The 21,081-nt window shown below is 73.0% G+C and carries 19 protein-coding genes; 13 read left to right on the top strand and 6 right to left on the bottom strand.

The annotated features are described in order from the left end of the window. Nucleotides 1-214 precede the first annotated feature (214 nt). Nucleotides 215-2,542: a phosphoketolase family protein gene (locus QSK26_RS21890; RefSeq protein ID WP_285777079.1), complete on the bottom strand. Its 2,328-nt coding sequence runs from the start codon at nt 2,540-2,542 to the stop codon at nt 215-217. 134 nt (nt 2,543-2,676) lie between these two features. Here QSK26_RS21890 and QSK26_RS21895 point away from each other — a divergent pair, with 134 nt between their 5' ends. Both QSK26_RS21895 and QSK26_RS21900 read left to right on the top strand, forming a co-directional pair. Continuing rightward, nucleotides 2,677-3,411 (top strand): HAD family hydrolase, encoded by a 735-nt coding sequence (locus tag QSK26_RS21895; RefSeq protein ID WP_285777080.1) that lies wholly within the window; start codon nt 2,677-2,679, stop codon nt 3,409-3,411. A 40-nt stretch (nt 3,412-3,451) separates the two neighbouring features. Then, the gene (locus QSK26_RS21900) at nt 3,452-4,123 is read left to right on the top strand and encodes a pyridoxamine 5'-phosphate oxidase family protein (protein WP_285777081.1); all 672 of its coding nucleotides are present in this window, start codon (nt 3,452-3,454) and stop codon (nt 4,121-4,123) included. A 7-nt stretch (nt 4,124-4,130) separates the two neighbouring features. Here the strand turns inward: QSK26_RS21900 and QSK26_RS21905 are convergent, their stop codons facing one another. Together QSK26_RS21905 and QSK26_RS21910 are read right to left on the bottom strand one after the other, a co-directional pair. Then, entirely contained in the window at nt 4,131-4,970 is an 840-nt protein-coding gene (locus QSK26_RS21905; protein ID WP_285777082.1) for a universal stress protein, read from the bottom strand. Nucleotides 4,971-5,106: 136 nt separating this feature from the next. Then, complete coding sequence (locus QSK26_RS21910) at nt 5,107-5,811, bottom strand: HNH endonuclease family protein (protein WP_285777083.1); 705 nt, start codon at nt 5,809-5,811, stop codon at nt 5,107-5,109. Nucleotides 5,812-6,177: 366 nt separating this feature from the next. Between QSK26_RS21910 and QSK26_RS21915 the strand changes: the two genes are divergently transcribed. The 5 genes from QSK26_RS21915 to QSK26_RS21935 are packed head-to-tail and all read left to right on the top strand — an operon-like array spanning nt 6,178 to nt 10,653. Beyond that, the gene (locus QSK26_RS21915; RefSeq protein ID WP_285777084.1) at nt 6,178-7,368 is read left to right on the top strand and encodes an ABC transporter substrate-binding protein; all 1,191 of its coding nucleotides are present in this window, start codon (nt 6,178-6,180) and stop codon (nt 7,366-7,368) included. Further along, nucleotides 7,369-8,124, top strand: coding sequence for an ABC transporter ATP-binding protein (locus tag QSK26_RS21920; protein ID WP_285777085.1), 756 nt, complete (start codon nt 7,369-7,371; stop codon nt 8,122-8,124). Then, a complete protein-coding gene (locus QSK26_RS21925) occupies nt 8,121-8,795 on the top strand; it encodes an ABC transporter ATP-binding protein (RefSeq protein ID WP_285777086.1) in 675 nt (224 codons plus the stop codon). The genes QSK26_RS21920 and QSK26_RS21925 overlap by 4 nt, the downstream gene beginning before the upstream one ends. After that, nucleotides 8,792-9,655 carry a branched-chain amino acid ABC transporter permease gene (locus QSK26_RS21930; RefSeq protein ID WP_285777087.1) on the top strand — a complete coding sequence of 288 codons (864 nt, stop codon included), beginning with the start codon at nt 8,792-8,794 and terminating at the stop codon, nt 9,653-9,655. The genes QSK26_RS21925 and QSK26_RS21930 overlap by 4 nt, the downstream gene beginning before the upstream one ends. Then, nucleotides 9,652-10,653: a branched-chain amino acid ABC transporter permease gene (locus QSK26_RS21935; protein ID WP_285777088.1), complete on the top strand. Its 1,002-nt coding sequence runs from the start codon at nt 9,652-9,654 to the stop codon at nt 10,651-10,653. The genes QSK26_RS21930 and QSK26_RS21935 overlap by 4 nt, the downstream gene beginning before the upstream one ends. On the opposite strand, the gene QSK26_RS21940 is transcribed toward QSK26_RS21935, so the two are convergent. The 3 genes from QSK26_RS21940 to QSK26_RS21950 all read right to left on the bottom strand — a co-directional run bounded on the left by QSK26_RS21940 (nt 10,643) and on the right by QSK26_RS21950 (nt 13,304). After that, entirely contained in the window at nt 10,643-10,855 is a 213-nt protein-coding gene (locus QSK26_RS21940; RefSeq protein WP_285777089.1) for an EF-hand domain-containing protein, read from the bottom strand. The genes QSK26_RS21935 and QSK26_RS21940 overlap by 11 nt on opposite strands. Nucleotides 10,856-10,952: 97 nt before the next feature. Continuing rightward, on the bottom strand, nt 10,953-11,837 hold the full coding sequence (locus tag QSK26_RS21945) for a TIGR03620 family F420-dependent LLM class oxidoreductase (RefSeq protein ID WP_285777090.1): 885 nt from the start codon (nt 11,835-11,837) through the stop codon (nt 10,953-10,955). 180 nt (nt 11,838-12,017) lie between these two features. After that, a complete protein-coding gene (locus QSK26_RS21950) occupies nt 12,018-13,304 on the bottom strand; it encodes a protein kinase domain-containing protein (protein WP_285777091.1) in 1,287 nt (428 codons plus the stop codon). 349 nt (nt 13,305-13,653) lie between these two features. Here QSK26_RS21950 and QSK26_RS21955 point away from each other — a divergent pair, with 349 nt between their 5' ends. The 6 genes from QSK26_RS21955 to QSK26_RS21980 form a co-directional block, all read left to right on the top strand. After that, nucleotides 13,654-14,595: a Clp protease N-terminal domain-containing protein gene (locus tag QSK26_RS21955; RefSeq protein ID WP_285777092.1), complete on the top strand. Its 942-nt coding sequence runs from the start codon at nt 13,654-13,656 to the stop codon at nt 14,593-14,595. Between the two features lie 258 nt (nt 14,596-14,853). Further along, the gene (locus QSK26_RS21960) at nt 14,854-15,543 is read left to right on the top strand and encodes a FadR/GntR family transcriptional regulator (RefSeq protein WP_285777093.1); all 690 of its coding nucleotides are present in this window, start codon (nt 14,854-14,856) and stop codon (nt 15,541-15,543) included. Between the two features lie 41 nt (nt 15,544-15,584). Then, the gene (locus QSK26_RS21965) at nt 15,585-16,325 is read left to right on the top strand and encodes a creatininase family protein (RefSeq protein WP_285777094.1); all 741 of its coding nucleotides are present in this window, start codon (nt 15,585-15,587) and stop codon (nt 16,323-16,325) included. 272 nt (nt 16,326-16,597) lie between these two features. Beyond that, on the top strand, nt 16,598-17,575 hold the full coding sequence (locus QSK26_RS21970; protein ID WP_285777095.1) for a CE1 family esterase: 978 nt from the start codon (nt 16,598-16,600) through the stop codon (nt 17,573-17,575). A gap of 517 nt (nt 17,576-18,092) precedes the next feature. After that, on the top strand, nt 18,093-19,658 hold the full coding sequence (locus QSK26_RS21975) for an AbgT family transporter (protein ID WP_285777096.1): 1,566 nt from the start codon (nt 18,093-18,095) through the stop codon (nt 19,656-19,658). A gap of 316 nt (nt 19,659-19,974) precedes the next feature. Further along, nucleotides 19,975-21,081, top strand: a 1,107-nt coding sequence (locus QSK26_RS21980) for a glycoside hydrolase family 5 protein (protein ID WP_285777097.1), incomplete at its 3' end; no start/stop codon positions are given.

Here is a 21,081-nt window from a genome sequence, read left to right on the forward strand (position 1 = left end):
CCCCATGAGCCCGCGCCCCGGCCGCGCCCGCGTGGCGCGGCGCCCCTGACCGGCGGAGGCGGCGGCCCCCGCCGCCCCGGACCGGCGTCCCCCCGTTCCCCCTCGGCGCGGACTCAACGCAGGACGCCCACCGAAGCCAGGCGCGCACCGAACCCAGGCGTGCGCCGAACCCAGGCGCGCACCGAACCGGACCTGCTCCGGCCGGCGGCTTCGCTCAGCCGGGCCAGGTCCAGTCCGCGATCTCCGCGGGATCCTCGCCGTGCTCCCTGGTGTACGCGCGGGCGCGCAGCCTGGCGTCCGCCATCCGCTGGCGCAGCAGCGCCGACCGGACGCCGAGCCCCGGCACCCGGTCGATCACGTCCATCACCAGGTGGAACCTGTCGATGTCGTTGAGCATCGCCATGTCGAAGGGCGTCGTGGTGGTGCCCTCCTCCTTGTAGCCGCGCACGTGCAGCTGGTCGTGACCGTGCCGGCGGTAGGTGAGGCGGTGGATCAGCCAGGGATAGCCGTGGAAGTTGAAGATGACCGGCTTGTCGGTGGTGAACAGCGCGTCGTACCCGCGGTCCGGCAGGCCGTGCGGATGATCGGTGTCGGGGAGCAGGCGCATCAGGTCCACCACGTTCACCACCCGCACCCGCAGGCCGGGCAGGTGCTCCCGGAGCAGCGCGGCGGCGGCGAGCGTCTCCAGGGTGGGCACGTCGCCGGCGCAGGCCAGCACGACGTCCGGATCGTCACCCGCGTCGGTGCTCGCCCACGGCAGGATGCCGAGGCCGCGGGTGCAGTGGGTGACCGCGTCCTCCATCGGGAACAGGTCGAGCACCGGCTGCTTCCCCGCCACGATCACGTTGACGTAGTCGCGCGAGCGCAGGCAGTGGTCGGCCGTCGAGAGCAGCGTGTTGGCGTCCGGCGGCAGGTAGACCCGGACGACCTCGGCCTTCTTGTTCAGCACCACGTCGAGGAAGCCCGGGTCCTGGTGGCTGAAGCCGTTGTGGTCCTGCCGCCACACGTGCGAGGACAGCAGGTAGTTGAGCGAGGCCACCGGCCGCCGCCAGGGGATCCGGTTCGCCGACTCCAGCCATTTGGCATGCTGGTTGAACATCGCGTCCACGATGTGGATGAACGCCTCGTAGCAGTTGAACAGCCCGTGCCTGCCGGTGAGCAGGTAACCCTCCAGCCACCCCTGGCACAGGTGCTCGCTCAGCACCTCCATGACCCGCCCGCCGGGGGCGAGGTGCTCGTCGGTGGGCAGGATCTCCGCGTTCCACTCCCGGCCGGTGGCTTCGAAGACGGCCGACAGCCGGTTGGACGCGGTCTCGTCCGGGCCGAGGAGCCGGAAGTTGTCCGGGTTGGCGGTGATGACGTCGCGCAGGAACGCGCCGAGCACCCGGGTCGGCTCCGAGGTGACCGTGGCGGGGCTCTTCACCTGCACGGCGTAGTCGCGGAAGCCGGGCAGCGCCAGCGGGCGGAGCAGCTCGCCGCCGTTGGCGTGCGGGTTGGCGCTCATCCTGCGCCGCCCGGGGGGCACGTGCCCGCGGATCTCCGCCACCGGCCGCCCGGCGGCGTCGAAGAGCTCCTCCGGCCGGTACGAGCGCATCCACTCGACCAGCATCGCCCGGTGCTCCTCGTTCTCCCGGACCTCGGGCAGCGGCACCTGGTGGGACCGCCAGGTGCCTTCGACGGGCAGCCCGTCCACCTCGCGCGGCCCGGTCCAGCCCTTGGGCGTGCGCAGCACGATCATCGGCCGCTGCCCGGTCCCGGCCGTGATCTCGCCGAAGACGGCGTCCAGGGCGGCGGCCATGGCCTCGTGCACGGCGGCGGGGTCGTCGCCGGTGACGAAGTGCGGGCGGTGGCCGTACCCTTCGAGGAGCCTGCGCAGCTCGTCCTCGGGGATCCTGGCCAGCACGGTCGGGTTCGCGATCTTGTAGCCGTTGAGGTGCAGGATCGGCAGCACCACGCCGTCACGGCGCGGGTCGAGGAACTTGCCGGAGTGCCAGCTCGCCGCCAGCGGCCCGGTCTCGGCCTCGCCGTCGCCGATCACGCAGGCCACGACCAGGCCCGGGTTGTCGAAGGCCGCGCCGTAGGCGTGCGCGAGGGAGTAGCCGAGTTCGCCGCCCTCGTGGATGGAGCCGGGGGTCTGCGGGGCCGCGTGGCTCGGGATGCCGCCGGGGTAGGAGAACTGCCGGAACAGCCGGCGCATCCCTTCCGCGTCCTGGGACACGTAGGGGTACAGCTCGGAGTACGTGCCCTCCAGCCAGGCGTGCGCCACCACGGCGGGGCCACCGTGTCCCGGCCCGGCGATGTAGATCATGTCCTGGCCGCGTTCCTTGATCACCCGGTTGAGGTGGGCGAAGCAGAAGTTCAGGCCGGGCGTGGTGCCCCAGTGGCCGAGCAGCCGCGGTTTGATGTGCCGGGGCTCCAGCGGCTCGGTCAGCAGGGGGTTGTCCCGCAGGTAGATCTGGCCGACCGACAGGTAGTTCGCCGCCCGCCAGTAGGCGTCGATTCTGTCCAAAACGTCCATGACACGCTCCTTCCCCCGATTCACCGGATCAGCGGTGGCATCGGCCCTGACGCCGGCGCCTGGATGCCTATGCCCAGGTCAGAGCGGGTATAGCAGGGTGTTGGACCGGTCTGACGGGGAATGCTGAAGCCATGTCACAGTGACTGAAAGGCGGCGAGATGCCGGCCATAGACCTCACTTCGACCACTGCCGTGATCTTCGACGCGGACGGTGTGGTGACCGACACCGCACGGGCGCACGCGGCGGCGTGGAAACACGTCTTCGACACCTTCCTCGCCGGCCGCGCCGAGCCGTACGCGCCGTTCGACATCCGCGAGGACTACCTGCGCCATGTGGACGGGCGGTCCAGGGCCGACGGCGTGCGGGCGTTCCTCGCCACCCGCGGCGTGCACCTGCCCGAGGACGGCCCGCCCGGCCTGCCCAGCGTGCGGTCGCTGGCGCGGGCCGAGGAGCACCTGTTCGCCGGGCACCTGGCGCGCTACGGCGTGGCCGCCTTCCCCGGCACGGTCGGCCTCCTGCACGAGCTGCGCAGGCGCGGAGCCCGCACGGCGGCCGTCTCCGGGGACGGGGACTGCTCGCGGATCGTCACGGCCGCGGCGGTGGCCCACCTGTTCGACGTGCTCGTGGACGGCGACGCCGCGCCCGGCCGTCCCTGCCGGCCCGGCCCCGCGCAGTTGCGGGAGGCCGCCCGGCTTCTCGGCGCCGCCCCGGAGCGGATCGCGCTGGTCGAGGACGCCGCCTGCGTCGCCGAGGCGGGCAGGCGCGGGTTCGGCCTCGTCGTCGGGGTGGACCGCGCCGGCCGCCGGCCCGGCCCCGGCCACGGGGCGGACGTGCTCGTCGCCGACCTCGGCGAGCTGAAAGTGATCGGGCGGGTGCCCGTGAACGCGCTGTGAGAGCGCGCGCCGCTCACCGCCCGGTGAGGAGGTTGTCCCGATGTCCGCACGCACACCGGCCCCGGGCGACCTGGGCCGCCGCATAGCCCGGCACCGCGAGTCGCTCGGCCTGAGCCGCGAGGAGCTGGGCGAGCTCACCGGCATGGACCCCGGCTACGTCGAGTACCTGGAGCTGAACGCCGCCTCCCCCACCATGGCCGCGATGCGCCGGCTGGCCTCGGTGTTCACCACCAGCGTCGACGATCTGCTCGGCCGCTCGGTGAACTTCCCGCCCGGCCGCGGCCGGGCCGGCTGCCGGGCCCATCTGGAGAAACTCGAATTCGACGAGTGCCTCCGGCTGCTCACCCCGGGCGGGATCGGCCGGGTCGCCTTCACCGGCTGCGCCGGTATGACGATCATGCCGGTCAACTACCGGCTGCACCTGGGGACCGTGCTGTTCCGCACCGCCTTCGGCGGCCCGCTCGACGCCGATCTGCGTACCGGAGTCGAGGGCGTCGAATGCATGGTCGCCTTCGAGGTGGACCGGATCGACGAGGCGAACCGGGAAGGGTGGCACGTGCTGGTCCGGGGGCCGGCCCATCACGTCTCCCAGGAGGACGAGCTGGCCAGGTGCACCGCGACCGGCCTCAGCTCCTGGGCGGGCGGCCGGCGCGATCTTTACATCAGGGTCCGGCCGGTCACCGTGTCCGGCCGCCGCATCCGCAACTCCTGAGTCCCGCTCAGGGGACGACCGCGATGGGGCACTCGGTGTGGTGCAGCAGGGCGTGCCCGACCGAGCCGAGCACCAGGCCGGGGACCTCGCCGCGGCCGCGCGAGCCGACGACGAGGAGGTCGGCCCCCGCCGACGCCTTGCGCAGGACGTCCACCGGGTGGCCGCGGTCGGCCTGCTCGATGACGTTCACCCCGGGGTGCCGCTCCCGCCACGGCGCCAGCGCCTCGGTCAGCAGCCGGCGCTCGGCGCCGTCCTGCTGGACCGCCGGGAACGGGTCCACGCCGGCGCCGGGGGCCAGCGAGTTCCAGGCGTGCACGGCGCGCAGGTCGGCCTTCCTGGCCTCCGCCTCGGCGAAGGCGAAGCCGACCGCCGCCGCGCTGGCCGCGGAGCCGTCCACGCCGACGACCACCTCGTCCCTGGGCGGGCAGGAGACGCCGCCGACGACCACGGCCGGGCACGGCGTACGGCCGGCCACGCCGAGCGCCACCGAGCCGAGGAGCAGCCCGCGGAAGCCGCCGAGCCCGTGGTCGCCGACGACCAGCAGCTCGGCTCCGGCCGCCGCGTCCACCAGGACCGGGCGCGGGTCGCCGGGCAGCATCACGGTGGTGACCGGGAGGTCCGGGTGGTCCGCGCGGGCCCGGTCCAGGGCCTCGGTCAGCACCGACACCGCGCACTCGCGCATCCACCGGGCGACCTCCGCGTACGGGCCGCTCGCCGGCTTCTCGTGCGCCCAGCCCGGCAGCGCGTGCACGATGTGCAGGGCGCGGCGCCGCAGCGCGGCCTCACCGGCCGCCCACGCGACGGCCTCCAGACCGGCACGCGAACCGTCGACGCCCACAACGATCATGAAATCCTCCCGCTGCTCCGCCTAGATCGCCCGGGGCCAACGATGACATGTCCCCATCGCGGGCGCGCCCCTTTGGGTCATAGTGGTCACAGGGATTCGCTACGCACCGGTAGCTTCACCGGTGGCGGTGTCCCGGTCAGAAGCACTGGGCGAGCATGGCCGACCGGTCGGCCGTGGTCACCGGAAGATCATACTTGCCCGCCACCTGCGCGAACCGCACGGAGTAGGCGCAGCGGGCCTCGGGCAGCGGCGGGAGCCAGGCGGCCGGGCCGCCGCCGCGTTTGGGCGTGCCGGGCGAGCGGCCCACGGTGAGCAGGTTGAGCGGATCGTTGGCGAACCGCAGCCGCTTGGCCGCCGGCCACCCCGAGGCGCCCATCCGCCAGCCGTACGACAGCGGGACCACGCGGTCCACCCGGACGCCGGCGGAGCCGCCGCGGCGCCAGGTGACGGTGTCGCCGGTGTAGGGGTCGCCGAGCGTCATGGCGGTCACCACGCACCGGGAGCCGGCCTGGTAGCGCACGTCGGCGCCGTCCCTGGCGAGGAGGTCGTCACGGGTGTCGCAGCCGTTCCCGGTGAACGGCACGTCCGGCGCGTTGTCGGACCAGGTCTCGCCGTACCGCGCGGGCTCGTAGCCGGAGACCGCGCCGGGCTGCGCGACGGGCAGGCCCTTGATCAGGTCGAGCGCCTCGGCCCGGTGGGCGTCGGAGGCGACCGGCGCCAGGCCGGGCATGGTGCCGTCGGGGTTGTCCAGCGGCACGGCTCCCGCGGCCTTGCCCGCGCCGCCGTCCCGGCTCGCGGGCAGCGACACCGCGATCGCGCCCGCCACCAGCGCGATGACCACTCCACGCGTGCCCAGCGCCGCCTCCCATCCCCCGCGGGCCCCGCCGCGACCACCCCGGTGCGGCGAGTACCCGGATTCCCGCCCCCTGACATGCCCACCCCCACGCCTTTCCGAAACACATATATCCGGACGACCGCGAAAACGACTGCCAAGAATGCCGCGATCTCCACGCCATTTCCCTCAGAGGAGGAAATTTCGCCATATCCCGGCTGACAAGGACTTATGTCGTCGTGAAGGCCGGTCAACAGCAGGCATCTCATTGACAGGCGTCATTCATCTGCCTACATTCGGGGCGATCGGTGTCCGGGTGTGGAGGCCATCGCCGTGCCGGAGGCCGTGCCACGAAAGGACCTCCAGGGGGTACACGTGCGCAGACTCCTTCCCGCCCTCGCCTGCCTCGCCCTGGTGGCCGCCTGCGGGTCCGGCGGCGGCTCCGGCGGCGGATCGGCGGGCGACGACCCGATCAGGATCGGCCTCATCGTCTCGCTGACCGGCAACTACACCCCGCTCGGCAGCGAGGACAAGAAGGCCGTCGAGCTGGCCGTGGAGCAGGTCAACGCCCAGGGCGGGCTGCTCGGGCGGCGGGTCGAGCTGGTCCAGCGCGACGACAAGACGGCACCCGACCAGGGCGTCGTCGCGTTCAACCAGATCAAGGACGACATCGACGCGCTCATCGGCCCGGTCTTCTCCAACTCCGCGCTGGCCATCGAGCCGCTGGCCGAACGCGAGAAGCTGCCCTACCTGTCCCTCGCGCCCGTGCAGGAGCAGGTGGAGCCGATCCGGCCGCACGTCTTCGTCGTCCCCGCGCTGTCCAGCATGTACGCCGAGCGCTACCTCCAGTACATGCGGGCCGAGGGCATCACCCGGATCGCCGTCGCGTACGACTCCAAGAGCGCCTACTCCGTCTCCGGGCACGAGTGGACGGTCCGGCTGGCCCCCAGGTACGGCGTGCGGATCGTCGTCGACGAGCCCTACGAGACCACCACGGCCGACTTCAGCCCGCTCTTCACCCACGTCGCCGGCTCCGACGCCGAGGCGCTGGTCTTCTGGGGCTCGGGCGCGCCCGGCGTCACGGCCGGCAAGCAGTACGCCGCCGCCGGGCTCGACGTGCCGCTGTTCCTGACCGGCTCCCAGGCGAGCAGCCTGTGGCTGGAGCCGATGGGCGCGGCGGCCGAGGGGATGACCGTGCAGAGCGCGATCGGCGTGGTGGGCGACCACCTCCCCGCCGGGCGGCAGAAGGACGTCATCGACCAGATGGCCGGGCCGTTCGAGCAGCGGCACGGCTACCCGCCGCCGCAGTTCGCCCAGGACGGGTACAGCGCGAGCCTGCTGCTGTTCGAGGCGATCAGGAAGGCCGGCGGCACCGACTCCGCCAAGGTGCGGCAGGCGCTGGAGACCATGGACCTGGTCACCCCGAACGGCCGGTTCCGCTACTCCGCCACCGACCACTCCGGGCTGAGCCCCGACTTCATCTCCGTCAACACCGTCGAGAACGGGAAGTTCGTGCCGACCGAGTGGGCCATGGAGCAGCTGGCCAAGACCGTCTCCGCCGGTTAGATGCTCCGGATCGACGGGGTCTCCCGGTCCTTCGGCGGCGTCTACGCCGTGCGCGACGTCAGCCTCGGCGTCGCCGAGGGCGAGGCGCACGGCGTCATCGGCCCCAACGGGGCGGGCAAGTCCACGCTGTTCAACCTGATCACCGGCCATCTCGCGGCCGAGCGGGGGACGATCTCCTTCGACGGCGTCCGGGTGGACCGGATGCCGCCGCACCGCAGGGCCGCGCTGGGCGTCTCCATCGTCTTCCAGGGCGCCCGGGTCTTCCACGGCATGACGGTCCGGGAGAACGTCATGGTCGGGGCGCACAGCCGTACCCGGGCCGGTTTCGCCGCCGCGGCGCTGCGGCTGCCCCGGCACCGGCGCGAGGAGCGCGAGATCGCCGAGCGCGCGGACCGCGAGCTGGCCCGGGTGGGCCTCACGGAGTGGGCCGGCCACCCCGCCGGCTCGCTGCCCTTCGGCCGGCAGCGGGCGATGCAGCTCGCCCGCGCCCTGTGCGCAGGGCCGCGGCTGCTGCTGCTCGACGAGCCGGCCTCCGGGCTGCGCGCCGGCGAGCGGGAGGCGCTGGCCGTGCTCGTCGAGGAGCTGCGCGCCACCGGGTTGACGATCATGCTGATCGAGCACGACGTCGCGTTCGTGGCCCGGCTGGTGGACCGGGTGACCGTGCTCGACCTCGGCCGGATCATCGCCCAGGGGACACCGGAGCGGATCCGCTCGGAGCCCGCCGTGGTCTCCGCCTACCTCGGGGAGAGCACGTGATCGAGACCAGGGATTTGGTGGTGCGGCACGGCTCGGCGACGGCGCTGGACCAGGTCTCGCTGTCCGTACGGCGCGGCGAGATGGTCGCCCTGCTCGGCCCGAACGGCGCGGGCAAGTCCACGCTGGCCGACACGCTGTCCGGCATCCTGTCCCCCGCGGCCGGCACGGTGCGGATCGGCGGCAGGCTCGCGCACGTGCCCGAGGGCCGCCAGCTCTTTCCCGACCTCACCGTGCAGGACAACCTGCTGCTGGGTGGCTGGCGCTCGGGCGAGCGGGACACCGCCTTCGTCTACGAGCTGTTCCCGGCCCTCGCGCAGGCGCGCCGCCGCCGCGCGGGCGTCCTGTCCGGCGGGCAGCAGCAGATGGTCGCGGTCGGCAGGGCGCTGATGTCCCGCCCCGACGCGCTCGTGGTGGACGAGCTGTCGCTCGGTCTCGCCCCCAACGTGACCCGCGACCTCGCCGGGCACATCGTCCGGCTCAACGCCGAGCGCGGCCTCACGGTGCTGCTCATCGAGCAGAACGCCCGGCTCGCGTTCGGCATGTGCGAACGCGCCTACGTGCTGGAGGCGGGCAGGGTGGTGGCGCAGGGACCGTGCGCCGAGCTGGCCGGGGATCCGCGGGTGGTCCGCGCCTACCTCGGCGGCGCGATCGGCGGCGGGACCCGGTCGTGAGCGAGTTCCTCACCTACCTCGTCAACGGCCTGGCGGTCGGCTGCGGCATCGCGCTGATCGCGAGCGGGCTGGTCGCGATCCACCGGGTGACCGGGGTGGTCAACTTCGCCCAGGGCACGTTCGCGGTGATCGCTGGGCTGAGCGCGTCGTGGCTGCTCGGCGCGGGACTGCCGCACGGGGCGGCGGAGCTCGCCGCGGTGCTGATCGCGGCGGCGGCCGGGCTGCTGACCGGCCTGGTGGCGATCGGCCGGCGCGGCACCGCCCCGCAGTCCTCCCTCATCATCACCCTCGGCGTGGCCGTGCTCGCCTACGCGGTCGAGATCGTCGCCTGGGGCGACCAGCCCCGGTCCTTCCCCGGGCTGCCCGGGTCGGTGACGCTGCCGGGCGGCGCGGAGATCCAGCGCCACCACCTGCTGGTGGTGGCCGCCACCGCCGCGACGTTCGTGCTGCTGACGCTGTTCTTCGAGCGCACCTATCCGGGCAAGGCGCTGAGCGCGTGCGCCTCCAACCCGTACGCGGCCCGGGTGATCGGCATCGACGTCACCCGGATGGGCCTGCTGGCCTTCCTGCTCGGCGGGCTGCTCGGCGGCCTGGCCGGCGTGCTCGTGACGCCGCTGCGGCCGATCTCCTTCGACACCGACGTGCTGCTCATGGTGAACGGCTTCGCCGCCGCGGTCTTCGGCGCGCTGCGGCGCCCCGGTCTCGCGCTGGCCGGCGCGCTGCTGCTCGGCGTCGCGGAGACGCTGGCCGCGGGGTACGGGTACGCCGCCTACCAGACCGAGATCGCGCTGGGATTCATGCTGGTCGTCATGGTCGTCCAGGCGAGCCGCCGGGCGACGATCCACGAGGAGGCCGTGTGAAGCGCGCCCTGCCCGGCGTCCTCGCCGGAGCCGTCACCCTGGCGCTGCCCGCCTTCCTCGACGACAGCGCGCTGGCCGTCTACATCTTCCTCGGCCTGGCGGCCATGGTCACGGTGGGCGTCTCGCTGCTGATGGGCTACGCCGGGCAGGTCTCGCTCGGCCAGGGCGCGTTCTACGCGGTCGGGGCCTACACCGCCGGGCTCCTCACCGTCCAGGGCGGCCCGCCGCTCGCCGGGCTGCTCGCCGCGCCGGTCGCCGCGGCGGCGTTCGCGCTGGTCGTCGGGGTGCCGCTGCTCCGGCTCCGCGGTCACCATCTGGCCTTCGCCACCCTGGCCACGCAGCTCATCCTGCTGTCCCTGGCCGGGCAGCTGGAGTTCACCGGCGGGGACATCGGGCTCCAGGGGATCCCGCAGTTCTCCGCCGGCTCCTTCGAGGTGGGCGGCGCGGCGGGCTACGCGTACCTGACCTGGGCGGGGCTCGCGCTGGTGATGCTGGTGACCCGCAACGTCATCGCCTCCCGGGCCGGCCGCGGGCTGCGCGCGCTGGCCACCAGCGAGACGGCCGCCGCGTCCAGCGGGGTCCCGGTGGGGCGCTACAAGCTGGCGGTGTTCTCCCTGTCGGCCGCCTTCGCCGGGCTCGCCGGGGGGATCTACGCGTTCTACGTCGGCTATGTGGCGCCCGGGTCGTTCCCGGTGCTGCTGTCCGTCGAGTACATCGTCATGGCGGTCGTCGGCGGTCTCGGCACCGTGTGGGGCGCGGTGGCCGGCGCGGCGGTGATCACGCTGCTCGTCCAGGTGCTCAACGTGGTGGGGACGCTGCCCGGCATGCCGTCCTACGCGCCGGGCGTGCTGTCCTACGCGGTCTACGCGCTGGTGCTCATCGTGGTCGTGCTGTTCCTGCCGCGCGGGCTGGTGCCGTCGGTCGCCGGCCGCCTGCCCGCGCGCCGTGGCCGCTCGCGCCCCCGAGCGGCCCGCCCTGACCCGGACCTCAGGACATGAGGCGCAGGAACTCCTCCAGGGAGAAGCGCCCGTCCCCGTCGGCGTCGCCGTCCCGGCTCAGCGCGCCGAGCGCCTCGGCGGGCAGCCCGGGGAAGTGCTCCCGGAACTCCCGCTCGGTGATGTAGCCGTCGCCGTCCGCGTCGATGGCGGCGAAGTCGCCCCTGAGCCGCGCCAGCCGTTCCCCCACGAGTTCTTCGGACAAGGTGTCACCTTTCGATCCCGGCAAACCGCCGCCGACAACGGTAACCCAGACACGCCTCGCCGTTCGACCGCCGGCCGGCCCGGCATATGCCGCGGGCTCAGCGCACGCCCAGGACCGGGGCCAGCTCGGCGAGCTGGGTGACGGCGCCTCCGAGGTCCGTGGGCAGCGGCTGGACGGCGACGTGGTCGGCTCCGGCGTCGAAGTGCTCGCGGACCCGGGCGGCCACCTTGTCCGCGTCGCCCCAGGCGACGATCGCGTCCACCAGGCGGTCGCTGCCGCCGTCCGCGAGGTCGTCGTCGCCGAAGCCGAGGTGGCGCAGGTTGTTGAGGTAGTTGGGCAGGGTGAGGTAGAGGCTCATGTGCTCGCGGGCGATCTGCCGGGCCTTCGCCGGGTCGGTCTCCAGCAGGACGGCCTGCTCCGGCGCGAGCGTCGGGCCGGCGCCGAGGATCTTCCGGGCCAGCGCGGTGTGCTCCGGCGGCACGAAGTAGGGGTGCGCGCCGTCGGCCTTGTCCCTGGAGAGCTCCAGCATCCGGGGTCGCAGCGCCGCGAGCAGGGTGGGCACGGGCGGGTCGGCCGTCATCGCCAGGCTCGGCCGGGCGGCGGCCATCGCGTCCAGGTAGGCGTCCATCGCGGCGAGCGGGCGCCCGTATTCGTGACCGCGCACGTTGACCAGCGGCGCGTGGCTCACGCCGATGCCGAGCGCGAACCTGCCCGGATACGCCTCGCCGAGCGCCGCCGCCCCGGCCGCCGTCGCGGTGGCGTCCCGCGCCCAGATGCTGGCGATCCCGCTGCCCACGGCGATCCTGTCCGTGGCGGCGAGCAGGATCGCGGCCGTGGTGAACGCCTCCCTGCTGCCGAACGACTCGCCGAACCAGAGCGCCTGGTAACCGAGCCCTTCGATCTCCGCCGCGGCCTGCCGTACAGCCTGCACCGGGGCGCGCCCGAACAGGGGGTGCCAGACTCCGATCCTGCCGATGCTCATCGGATCCTCCGATCCATGATTGCGACACTGGGATCGCGACACTGGGATCGCGACACTGGGATCGCGACACTGGGATCGCGACACTGGCGATCAAGAATCACTCTATCCCCGGTCACCGCCGGTAGCCGGGAGAATGCCCCCTTGGGAGTACCGCGCCCCGGCGGCGGGCCCCGTCCGCGGCTAGCGGGCCGGCGTCCGCAACCGATTCCGGCCCCGGAGCAACCTGGTCACCCGGATTCCGCCGGTGATCAACAGGAAAACACCGGACGCGAGCACGAAGACTCCGCCGCCGTCGATCGCGATCGCGCCTAAATAGAACGCGAAGACGAAAACCAGCCCTGTCACCAAAGCGTCCAGGTTCCGATAGCCGGGCCGGGACATGCGATAGGACTGGTATACGGCAAACGCCGTGGGCACCAGTGCCAGAAGCAGGACGATGAGGGATTCCCTCCCGGCTCCCGGACTGGCCAGGATGAGCATGATCGTGGCAAGCCGTAACATCCGCGTGGCCACGCGCTCCGCGGCCGTCCGCCCGAAAGCCGCGAGCCTCGGCCCGGACGCGGACCGCCCGTCGCGTGGCCGCTCGAAAGCGCCCGCGTGGCGGCCTGCCGGAAAAGCGACGGCGTCCGGATCCGGGCCGCCCCGGGCGGAGATCGCCGCGCGCATTTCACCCGCGTTCTGGTATCTGCGGCGCGGATCCTTCTCCAGGGAACGCGGCACCGTCGAGTCGGACCGGGCGGGGATGCCCCGCCGATGCGCCGAAGGCGGATCGGCCCTGCGCTCCAGATGCTGGAAAAGGACGACGGAGATGTTCTCCCCGACGAACGGCGGCCGTCCGGTCAGCAACTCGTAATAGACGCAGCCCAGGGAGTACAGGTCCGTACGGTGGTCCGTCCGCTCTCCTCTGGCCTGCTCGGGGGACAGGTAGGACGGGGCGCCGAGGAGGGAGCCCGTCGCCGTGAGACCCGTCACGGTGTCGGGCAACAGTTTCGCGATCCCGAAGTCCATCACCTTGACCCTGGGTATCCCATTCCCGGTCAGCATGATGTTCGACGGTTGGATGTCCCGATGCACGATATCGCGACTGTGACTGTGTTCCAGCGCGTCAAGTACGGCGATCACGATTTGCGCCGCCTCGGCCGGTGGAAAGGGACCTCGCTCCTGGAGAACCTCGGCGAGCGTCCGGCCCTCGATGAGTTCCATCACCAGATAAGGGGTCGGCTGTTCACCGCCGGTATCCTCGCCGATATCGTGGATCATGGCGATGCCCGGATGGGTCAGACCGGCGGCGGCTCTCGCCTCGCGCCGGAATCGGGTGCGAAACTCCGGATGCCGGACGAACTGCGACGGGAGCACCTTGACGGCCACCGATCTCTCCAGTTCGAGATCGCGGGCCCGGTAGACATCGCCCATCCCGCCCTGGCCCAGACTTTCCAGCAACTCATACCTGCCGGAGAGAATCCGCATCCGCACTCCTTTCACCGCGGGAAATGAGCGTGTGACCGCGTGAGTTTCGTTTCTCCGCCCCAGCAGATCGTGGCAGGAAATCCTGTGGCCGGGAAGTGTTCCGGCTTTTGACGCGGTTCGTCGGGGCATGGTCCGGCCACGCGTCACGAGGTGCGCGGACCGGCGTCCCACGACGGCGGTCGGCAAAAGCGGGCGGGGCCGTACTCCTGCGCTCAGACGGCGAGAGTCCTGGCGGCGGTGAAGGTCCTCAGGGGCTCCAAGACGTCGAGTGTCGATGGACAGGGCTTCCTTGTGGGGGTATACAGGGGTTATAACCCTGGCATAACCCCAAGATGTGGAGGTCTATGTGATGCCGAAGATCAACGTGTATCTGCCGGACGAGCTGGCCGACGCCGTGCGGGCGGCCGGCGTGCCGGTGTCGGCGGTGTGCCAGCGCGCCCTGGAGCAGGCGGTGCGGCGGGTGACGGCGATCCGGGAGACCGTCCTCGGCGACCTGGAGGCCGACGACCCCACCTCCCACCTCGCCCACTTCACGCCGCGGACCCGCGTCGTGCTGAAGCTCGCCGTGCAGCGGGCCCGGGAGGGCGGCGCACCGGGCGTCGGCACCGAACACCTCCTCGGCGCGATGCTCCAGGAGGGCACCAACCTCGCGCTGCACGTCCTGCGCGCCATGGAGATCGACCCCGCCCAGGTCGCCGCCGAACTCACCCGCCGCACCCCTCACCCCGGGAACGAGCCCCCCGCCACCCCGACGTCCGCCCCGGCGCCCGCCCCCGCCCCCACGTCCGGCCCCGCGTCCGGCCCTGCGTCCGGCCCCGCGTCCGGCCCCGCGTCCGATCACGTCGCCGGGGCTTCGGGGGCCGACGCCTCCGAGGGTGACGCCGCCGGGGCAGAGGCCGCCGGGGTGGAGGGGGACGTGGCGCGGCACTTCGACGGTGACGCCGCCAACGCGCTGGAACTGGCCGTCACGGAGGCGACCGGGCTCGGGCACAACTACATCGGCTGCGAGCACCTGCTGCTCGGCCTGGTCACCGAGCCCGACGGCGCGGGCGGGCGGGCGCTGCGCGCGCTCGGCGCCGAGCCGAGACTGACCCGGCGGGCCGTGGTGGCCGCCCTGGCCGGATACGTCCACCTGCGCGCCCAGGGCCAGGCCCAGGAGGGGGCGGCCGGTACGGCGGTGCCACCCGAGGCCGCGAAGGCCCTGGCGGCAGCCGTACGCCAGGAGGTGCGGCCCCTGGTCGAGCGGATCGAGCGCCTCGAAGGGCGTCTCGGCCTCGCCGACGCGGACTGACGGCCGCCGTGTCCCCGCCCGGCAGGACCCCGTCCCGACCCGACACGACCCCGTCCCCGCCCGGCAGGACCCCGTCCCGGCCCGGCAGGACCCTGCTCCTCCTGGCGAGCGCGTGCGTCCTGGTCGGCTGGCTCTGGACCGCCGCCTGCCCCTGACCCCGGTACGACGACCGCTCGCCCCGGGATCCGCCCCCCGGCGCATGACCTGGATCACACGACCCCATTGACGATGTGAGAGATCAAGTGATTTAGTCACTTCATGAGTTACAGCGAGCAATCGTTGTCCGAACGGCTGGCGGATGACATCGTCGAGATCATCCGTACGGAACGGCTGGGCCCGGGCGACGCGCTGGCCTCCTCGCGGGAGCTGGCGCGCCGCTTCGAGGTGACCACCCCGACCGTGCGCGAGGCCCTGCGCCGGCTGGAGGCGACCGGCGTGGTGGAGTTCCGGCACGGGTCGGGCACCTACGTCGGGGAGGGCATCGACCGCCGGCTGCTGGCCAACCCGCACCTGCCCAGGAGCGACCGCGAGTCCGTGCTCGAACTCGTCGAGGCGCGTCTGGTGGTGGAGCCGGCGATCGCCGCGGCCGCGGCGCGTACCCGGGTCCCCGAGGTCGTCGAGCAGCTCAAGGCGGCGTCGGTGAACGCCCTGCACCCGCCGCGGGAGCCGTACGGCGAAGGGCTGCACTTCCACGTCGTGCTGGCGGCGGCCAGCGGCAACGCGCTCCTGCGGGAGACCGTCGAAGCGCTGCTGCACGTGCGGGCACGCGAGCAGGTCGAGATCCGGCACCGGTACAACGACCGGGCCCGCGACCACGCCGAGCACGTGGAGATCTACGAAGCCGTGCGCGACGGCGACGTGCACGCGGCCGAACGGCTCACCCGCGAGCACCTCACCGCCATCCGGGACGCGATCGCGTCCGCCGAGTTCCCCGAAGCCGTCCGTTGAGCCCGGCACCGGACCGGCCGCGTCCCGTGCGGCTCGGCGAGATGACGACCGTCGAGGCGGCCGAGGCGGTGCGCGACAGCCCGCTGGTCATCATCCCGGCGGGCGCGTTCGAGCAGCACGGGCCGGGCATGCCGCTGGCCACCGACACGATCCGTGCCGAGCACGTCGCCGAACTGGTGGCCGCGCGGCTCGGCGGCCGGGCGGTGATCGGCCCGTCGGTGCCGGTCGGCGTCTCGCCGCACCACCTGGCCTTCGCGGGCACGGTCACCCTGACCACCGGCACGCTGGCCGCGGTGGTCCGCGAGTACGTGGACGGCCTGCACCGGCACGGCTGGCGGAAGATCCTCGTGATCACCGGGCACGGCGGCAACAACGCCACCCTGACCACGGTCGCCCAGGACCTGCTCACCACCCGCCCGGACGTGCAGTTCGGGTGGACCCCGCTGACCTCGCTGGCCGCCGACGTGGTGGCCGGGATGCGGGTGAGCGAGGTGCACGGGCACAGCGGCGAGGCCGAGACCGCCCAGATGCTCCACCTCGCCCCCCATCTGGTCCACCCTGAACGTCTCGCCGCGGGCACCACCCACGTCGGCCAGTTCGACCCCTTCGCCCGGCTGGCGAACCGGGGCGGCCACCCCACGCTCGCGGCCCGGTACGACCGGCTCAGTCCCAACGGCGTCCTGGGCGATCCCCGGAACGCCACCGCCGAGGACGGCCGGGCCGTCGTCGAGGCGATCGTGACCCGCATCGCCGCCTTCGCCACCGCCTGGCTGGACGCCTGACCCCGCTCCGGCCCCGTCACCCACCCCCACCCCCACTCCCACCCACCCCCTCACCCATCCCCCCGCCCCCCAGCGTCCCTGCCGCATAGCGGCCCGCCGTCTCCCGGCCCGCCGTACGACACCCCTTCGTACGACGACCCCGCCGCGTCACGGCCCCGCCTTGCCACGGCACGGCCTTGTCGCGGCACGGCCTTGTCGCGGCACGGCCTTGTCGCGGCACGGTCGCCGGGCGGTCTCTTCCGCACGCCCTCCCCAGGACAGGAGCCCCCTCCATGACAACCTTCGGATCCCGACTGCGCGCCCTCGGCACGGCCACGGCCGCCGGTCTCGCCCTGCTCGGCGGCCTGCCCGCCCCGGCGCACGCCGCGACGGCGGGCGCGGAGACCGCCGTCTCCTCCGCGTACGCGAAGGGCTGCCGCGCGCCGGCGCCCCAGGCGCCCGGCACGAGCGCCCTGCACACCCTGACCAGCAAGGGCCTGGAGCGCACCTACCAGCTGCATCTCCCGGAGAACTACAACCCGCGCCGCGCGTGGCCGGTGGTGCTCGCCTTCCACGGGCGCGGCAACACCGGCGTCGGTACCGAGGAGTTCTCCAAGCTGTCCACGCTCCCCGCCATCGTGGCCTATCCCAACGGGGCCATCGGCACCGGCGACGGCGACCGGCAGGCGTGGCAGGGCGCGCCGTACGAGGCGCCCGGGGTGGACGACGTGGCGTTCACCGCCGATCTGCTGGACACGCTGGAGAACGGGCTGTGCGTCGACCGGCGGCGGGTGTACGCCACGGGCAAGTCGAACGGCGCCGGGTTCACCGGTCTGCTCGCCTGCCGCATGGCCGACCGGATCGCCGCGATCGCCCCGGTGGCCGGCGCCTTCTATCCGGGCACCGGCCAGGACTGCCGGCCCTCGCGTCCCGTCCCGGTGATCGACTTCCACGGTACGGGCGACGCCACCATCCCCTACGCCGGGGACGCCGACCGGGGCCTGCCCGCCATCCCCGACTGGGTCGCCGCCTGGGCCGGTCGCGACCGCTGCGCCAAGCGGCTGCCCGACCAGGTGATCGAGCCCGACATCACGATCTCGCGGTGGACCCGCTGCGCCGGAGGCGCCGACGTCCAGCACGTCGCGGTCAAGGACGGCGGCCACACCTGGCCGGGCGCCGACATCTACAGCGGCGGCGGCTACACCACCCAGACCATCGAGGCCCACGACCTCATCTGGCGCTTCCTCCGCCAGCACCGCCTCCCCCGCTGACCCGCTGACCCGCTGACCCGCTGAGCTGACCCGCTGACCCGCTGACCCCACCCCACCCCCCACGCCACCCCGCCCGCGCCACGCCCTCACCGCCCTCAGGCCCCTGCTACCCTCGGCCTCCACCGCCCCCTCCATCCCCGCTGACCTGCCCCTTCCACCCCGGCCGACCTCCTTCCATCCCCGCCGATCTCCCTCTTCGGACTCGGCCTCCACCGCCCTCTCGCCCCGCCGTACGGCGCCCGGCGACACCGGCCGCGAGCCCCTCCGGCCGCCGCGACGAGCCCGGGACCGCCCCACCGACCCGGTCACCGACCCACCGACCGGGTCACCGACCCACCGACCCGGTCCCGGCCCCGCCCGGCGAGCCACGGCTCGCGAGCCCCCCGGCCACAGCCCCTCCCCCGCCGGACGGGCCTGCCGCCACTCCCCCGGGATCCGCCCCGTGGCCCCCGGGATCCACCTTGAACCGCCGCACCCCGTTTCCCGCCGGGCTGCCCTTTCCCCCTATGGAGCCGACATGACCGCCTCCAGCGCCACACAACCGGACACACCGGACCCCTCCCCCGACTCCCGGCTGCCTCGCATCGTCAGGGCGATGGCGGTCGTCGAACGCGCCGGCAACGCCCTGCCGCATCCGTTCTGGCTGTTCTGGATCCTCTGCGCGATCCTCGCCGTGGTCAGCGCGGTGCTGGCCGGGCTGGGCGTCTCGGTGGTGTCGCCGAGCGACGGCGAGACCGTCGCGGTGCGGAACCTGCTCAGCGGCGACGGTCTCGCCATGGCCGTCTCCACGATGATCGGCAACTTCGCGGAGTTCCCGCCGATGGCGACCATCGTCGTCGTCATCATGGGCGTCGCGGTGGCCGAGCGCAGCGGGTTCCTCTCGGCGCTGATGAAGGTCAGCGTCTCCCGGGTGTCCGCCTCCTGGGTGGTGTTCGCGGTCGCGTTCGCCGGCACCGTGGCGCACGTGGCCTCGGCGGCGGCGTACATCATCCTGGTGCCGCTGGGCGGGCTGGCCTTCCGGGCGGTCGGCCGTTCGCCGATCCTCGGCGTCGTCGTCGCCTACACGGCCATCGCCTCCGGGTACGACGCCAGCCCGATCCCGACGCCGAACGACGCCATCTTCGCGGGCATCACCACGGCCGCCGCGAAGATCGTCGGCGGGCCGGACGCCTACGTCTCGCCGCTCAGCAACTGGTACTTCAACATCGCCTCGTCCCTGGTGCTGGCGGCGGTGATCACGCTGGTGACGAAGTTCGTCCTGAGCAGGCGGCCCGACCTGGACGCCGACCCGGACGCGGACCTGGACGACATCGGGCAGCTCAGGCTGAGCACCCGGGAGCGGTCGGCCCTGCGGTACGCGGTGGCGGCGCTCGTGGCCGCGCTGGTGATCCTCACCGCGGTCGTCCTGCCGGGCTCCTCCCCGCTGCGTGGCGAGGGCGGCAGCATCGTGGACTCCCCGCTGCTGGACGGTATCGCCGCGGTCGTCGCCTCACTGTTCGCGCTGGTCGGCATCGTGTACGGCATGCGGTCCGGGTCGGTCGCCAAGCCCGGCGACGTGCCGCGGCTGATGGTGGAGGGCGTCAAGCAGATGGCGCCGGTGCTCGTGCTGTTCTTCGCGATCGCGCAGTTCCTCGCCTACTTCGACTGGACGCACCTCGGGGACGTCCTGGCCGTCGAGGCGGCGGAGGCGCTGCGGTCCAGCGGGATGCCGATCATCGTGGTGTTCCTGCTCATCCTGGTGCTGCTGACCCTGGTCAACATCATGGTGACCAGCGGTTCGGCGATGTGGGCGCTGGCCGCGCCGGTCCTGGTGCCGATGCTGATGCTCGTGCACGTGCCGGCCGAGACGACCCAGGCGCTGTTCCGCATCGCCGACTCGGGCTCGACCGCGATCACTCCGATGAGCCCGTACTTCATCATGGCGCTCGGCTTCCTCCAGCGTTACCGCAGGAGCGCCGGCATCGGCACCCTCGCGTCCTACACGCTGCCCCTCGCCATCGCCATGACGGTCGTGTGGACCCTGCTCTTCCTCGCCTGGTGGGGTCTCGGCCTGCCGCTGGGACCGGGCGCGCCGGTCCGCTGAGTTCCGCGGGCCCGGGGGCACGTCCCCCGGGCCCGCCCGGCTATCTGGGAGCGCTCCCACCGGGTGAGGTGAAAGTTTCATCCGGCCCCCCGCCACCGCTCACCACGTTCTCCGACGTCACGGCCCCGTCACGCCCCCGCGGCCGGTACGACGGGCGGCGGCCCGGCCGGGCGCGACCTGTACATGTCCCCGAAATCAACGGACCATGCGAGCGCTCCCATCGAGGGGAGCGCCGGCGCTCGCCAGGCGAGAACCCCGGCGGACCCGCGCGCCGCCGAGCTTAACCGGTTCATCGAACGGGACAGAAAGGCCAGAGATGAGACTCAGACCCGGGCTCGGGGGGGCGGCGGTCCTCGCCCTCCTCGTATCCCTCCTGGTCGCCGCGCCAACGGCCGGCGCGGCCACCGGGCTCCGGGTGAGCGGCGACGGCATCGCCGAGGCGAACGGCAGCCCCTTCGTCATCCGCGGGGTGAGCCACCCGCACGCCTGGTACCCCACCCAGACCGCCTCCTTCGCCGGGATCAAGGCACGGGGCGCGAACGCCGTCCGGGTGGTGCTCAGCGGCGGGCGGTGGACCCCCAGCAACGCCGCAGACGTGGCGAACGTCGTCGCGCTGTGCAGGGCGAACCGGCTGATCTGCGTGCTGGAGAACCACGACACCACCGGGTACGGCGAGCAGAGCGGCGCCTACACCCTGGACCAGGCGGTGAACTACTGGATCGGCGTTAAAAGCGCGCTGGACGGCCAGGAGAACCACGTCGTCATCAACATCGGCAACGAGCCGTTCGGCAACACCGCCGTGACCCCAGGCTGGACGCAGGCCACCTCCGCCGCGATCGGCCGGATGCGGGACGCCGGCTTCGACCACCTGCTCATGGTGGACGCGCCGAACTGGGGCCAGGACTGGGCGTTCACCATGCGGGACAACGCGAGGACCGTCTTCAACGCCGACCCGGACCGCAACACCGTATTCTCGGTGCACATGTACGGCGTCTTCGACACGGCCGCCGAGATCGTCTCCTATCTGGACAGCTTCGAGGCCGCCGGGCTGCCGCTGGTGATCGGCGAGTTCGGGCACAACCACTCCGACGGCGATCCGGACGAGGACACCATCATGGCCCAGGCGCAGTCGCGCGGCCTGGGGTACATCGGCTGGTCGTGGAGCGGGAACAGCGGCGGCGTCGAGTATCTCGACATGGTGACGAACTTCGACGCCGGCGCCCTCACCTCGTGGGGCCGGCGGATCTTCGACGGCCCGAACGGCATCGGCGCGACCGCCAGGGAGGCGACCGTCTACGGCGGCGGCTCGGACACCACCCCGCCCACCACCCCCGGCACCCCCACCGCCGCCGGCGTCACCGCCACCGGCGCCACCCTCTCCTGGACCCCCGCCACCGACACCGGCGGCAGCGGCCTCGCCGGC

The organism is Microtetraspora sp. NBRC 13810, from assembly GCF_030268685.1.
Classification (GTDB): domain Bacteria; phylum Actinomycetota; class Actinomycetes; order Streptosporangiales; family Streptosporangiaceae; genus BSRQ01.

Excerpts from the sequence above, each read along its gene's own strand:
- QSK26_RS21920 (WP_285777085.1), top strand. The coding sequence starts at position 7,369 with ATGCTCCGGATCGACGGGGTCTCCCGGTCCTTCGGCGGCGTCTACGCC.
- QSK26_RS21965 (WP_285777094.1), top strand. The coding sequence starts at position 15,585 with ATGACGACCGTCGAGGCGGCCGAGGCGGTGCGCGACAGCCCGCTGGTC.
- QSK26_RS21955 (WP_285777092.1), top strand. The coding sequence starts at position 13,654 with ATGCCGAAGATCAACGTGTATCTGCCGGACGAGCTGGCCGACGCCGTG.
- QSK26_RS21950 (WP_285777091.1), bottom strand. The coding sequence starts at position 13,304 with ATGCGGATTCTCTCCGGCAGGTATGAGTTGCTGGAAAGTCTGGGCCAG.
- QSK26_RS21970 (WP_285777095.1), top strand. The coding sequence starts at position 16,598 with ATGACAACCTTCGGATCCCGACTGCGCGCCCTCGGCACGGCCACGGCC.
- QSK26_RS21895 (WP_285777080.1), top strand. The coding sequence starts at position 2,677 with ATGCCGGCCATAGACCTCACTTCGACCACTGCCGTGATCTTCGACGCG.
- QSK26_RS21905 (WP_285777082.1), bottom strand. The coding sequence starts at position 4,970 with ATGATCGTTGTGGGCGTCGACGGTTCGCGTGCCGGTCTGGAGGCCGTC.
- QSK26_RS21945 (WP_285777090.1), bottom strand. The coding sequence starts at position 11,837 with ATGAGCATCGGCAGGATCGGAGTCTGGCACCCCCTGTTCGGGCGCGCC.
- QSK26_RS21900 (WP_285777081.1), top strand. The coding sequence starts at position 3,452 with ATGTCCGCACGCACACCGGCCCCGGGCGACCTGGGCCGCCGCATAGCC.
- QSK26_RS21960 (WP_285777093.1), top strand. The coding sequence starts at position 14,854 with ATGAGTTACAGCGAGCAATCGTTGTCCGAACGGCTGGCGGATGACATC.
- QSK26_RS21975 (WP_285777096.1), top strand. The coding sequence starts at position 18,093 with ATGACCGCCTCCAGCGCCACACAACCGGACACACCGGACCCCTCCCCC.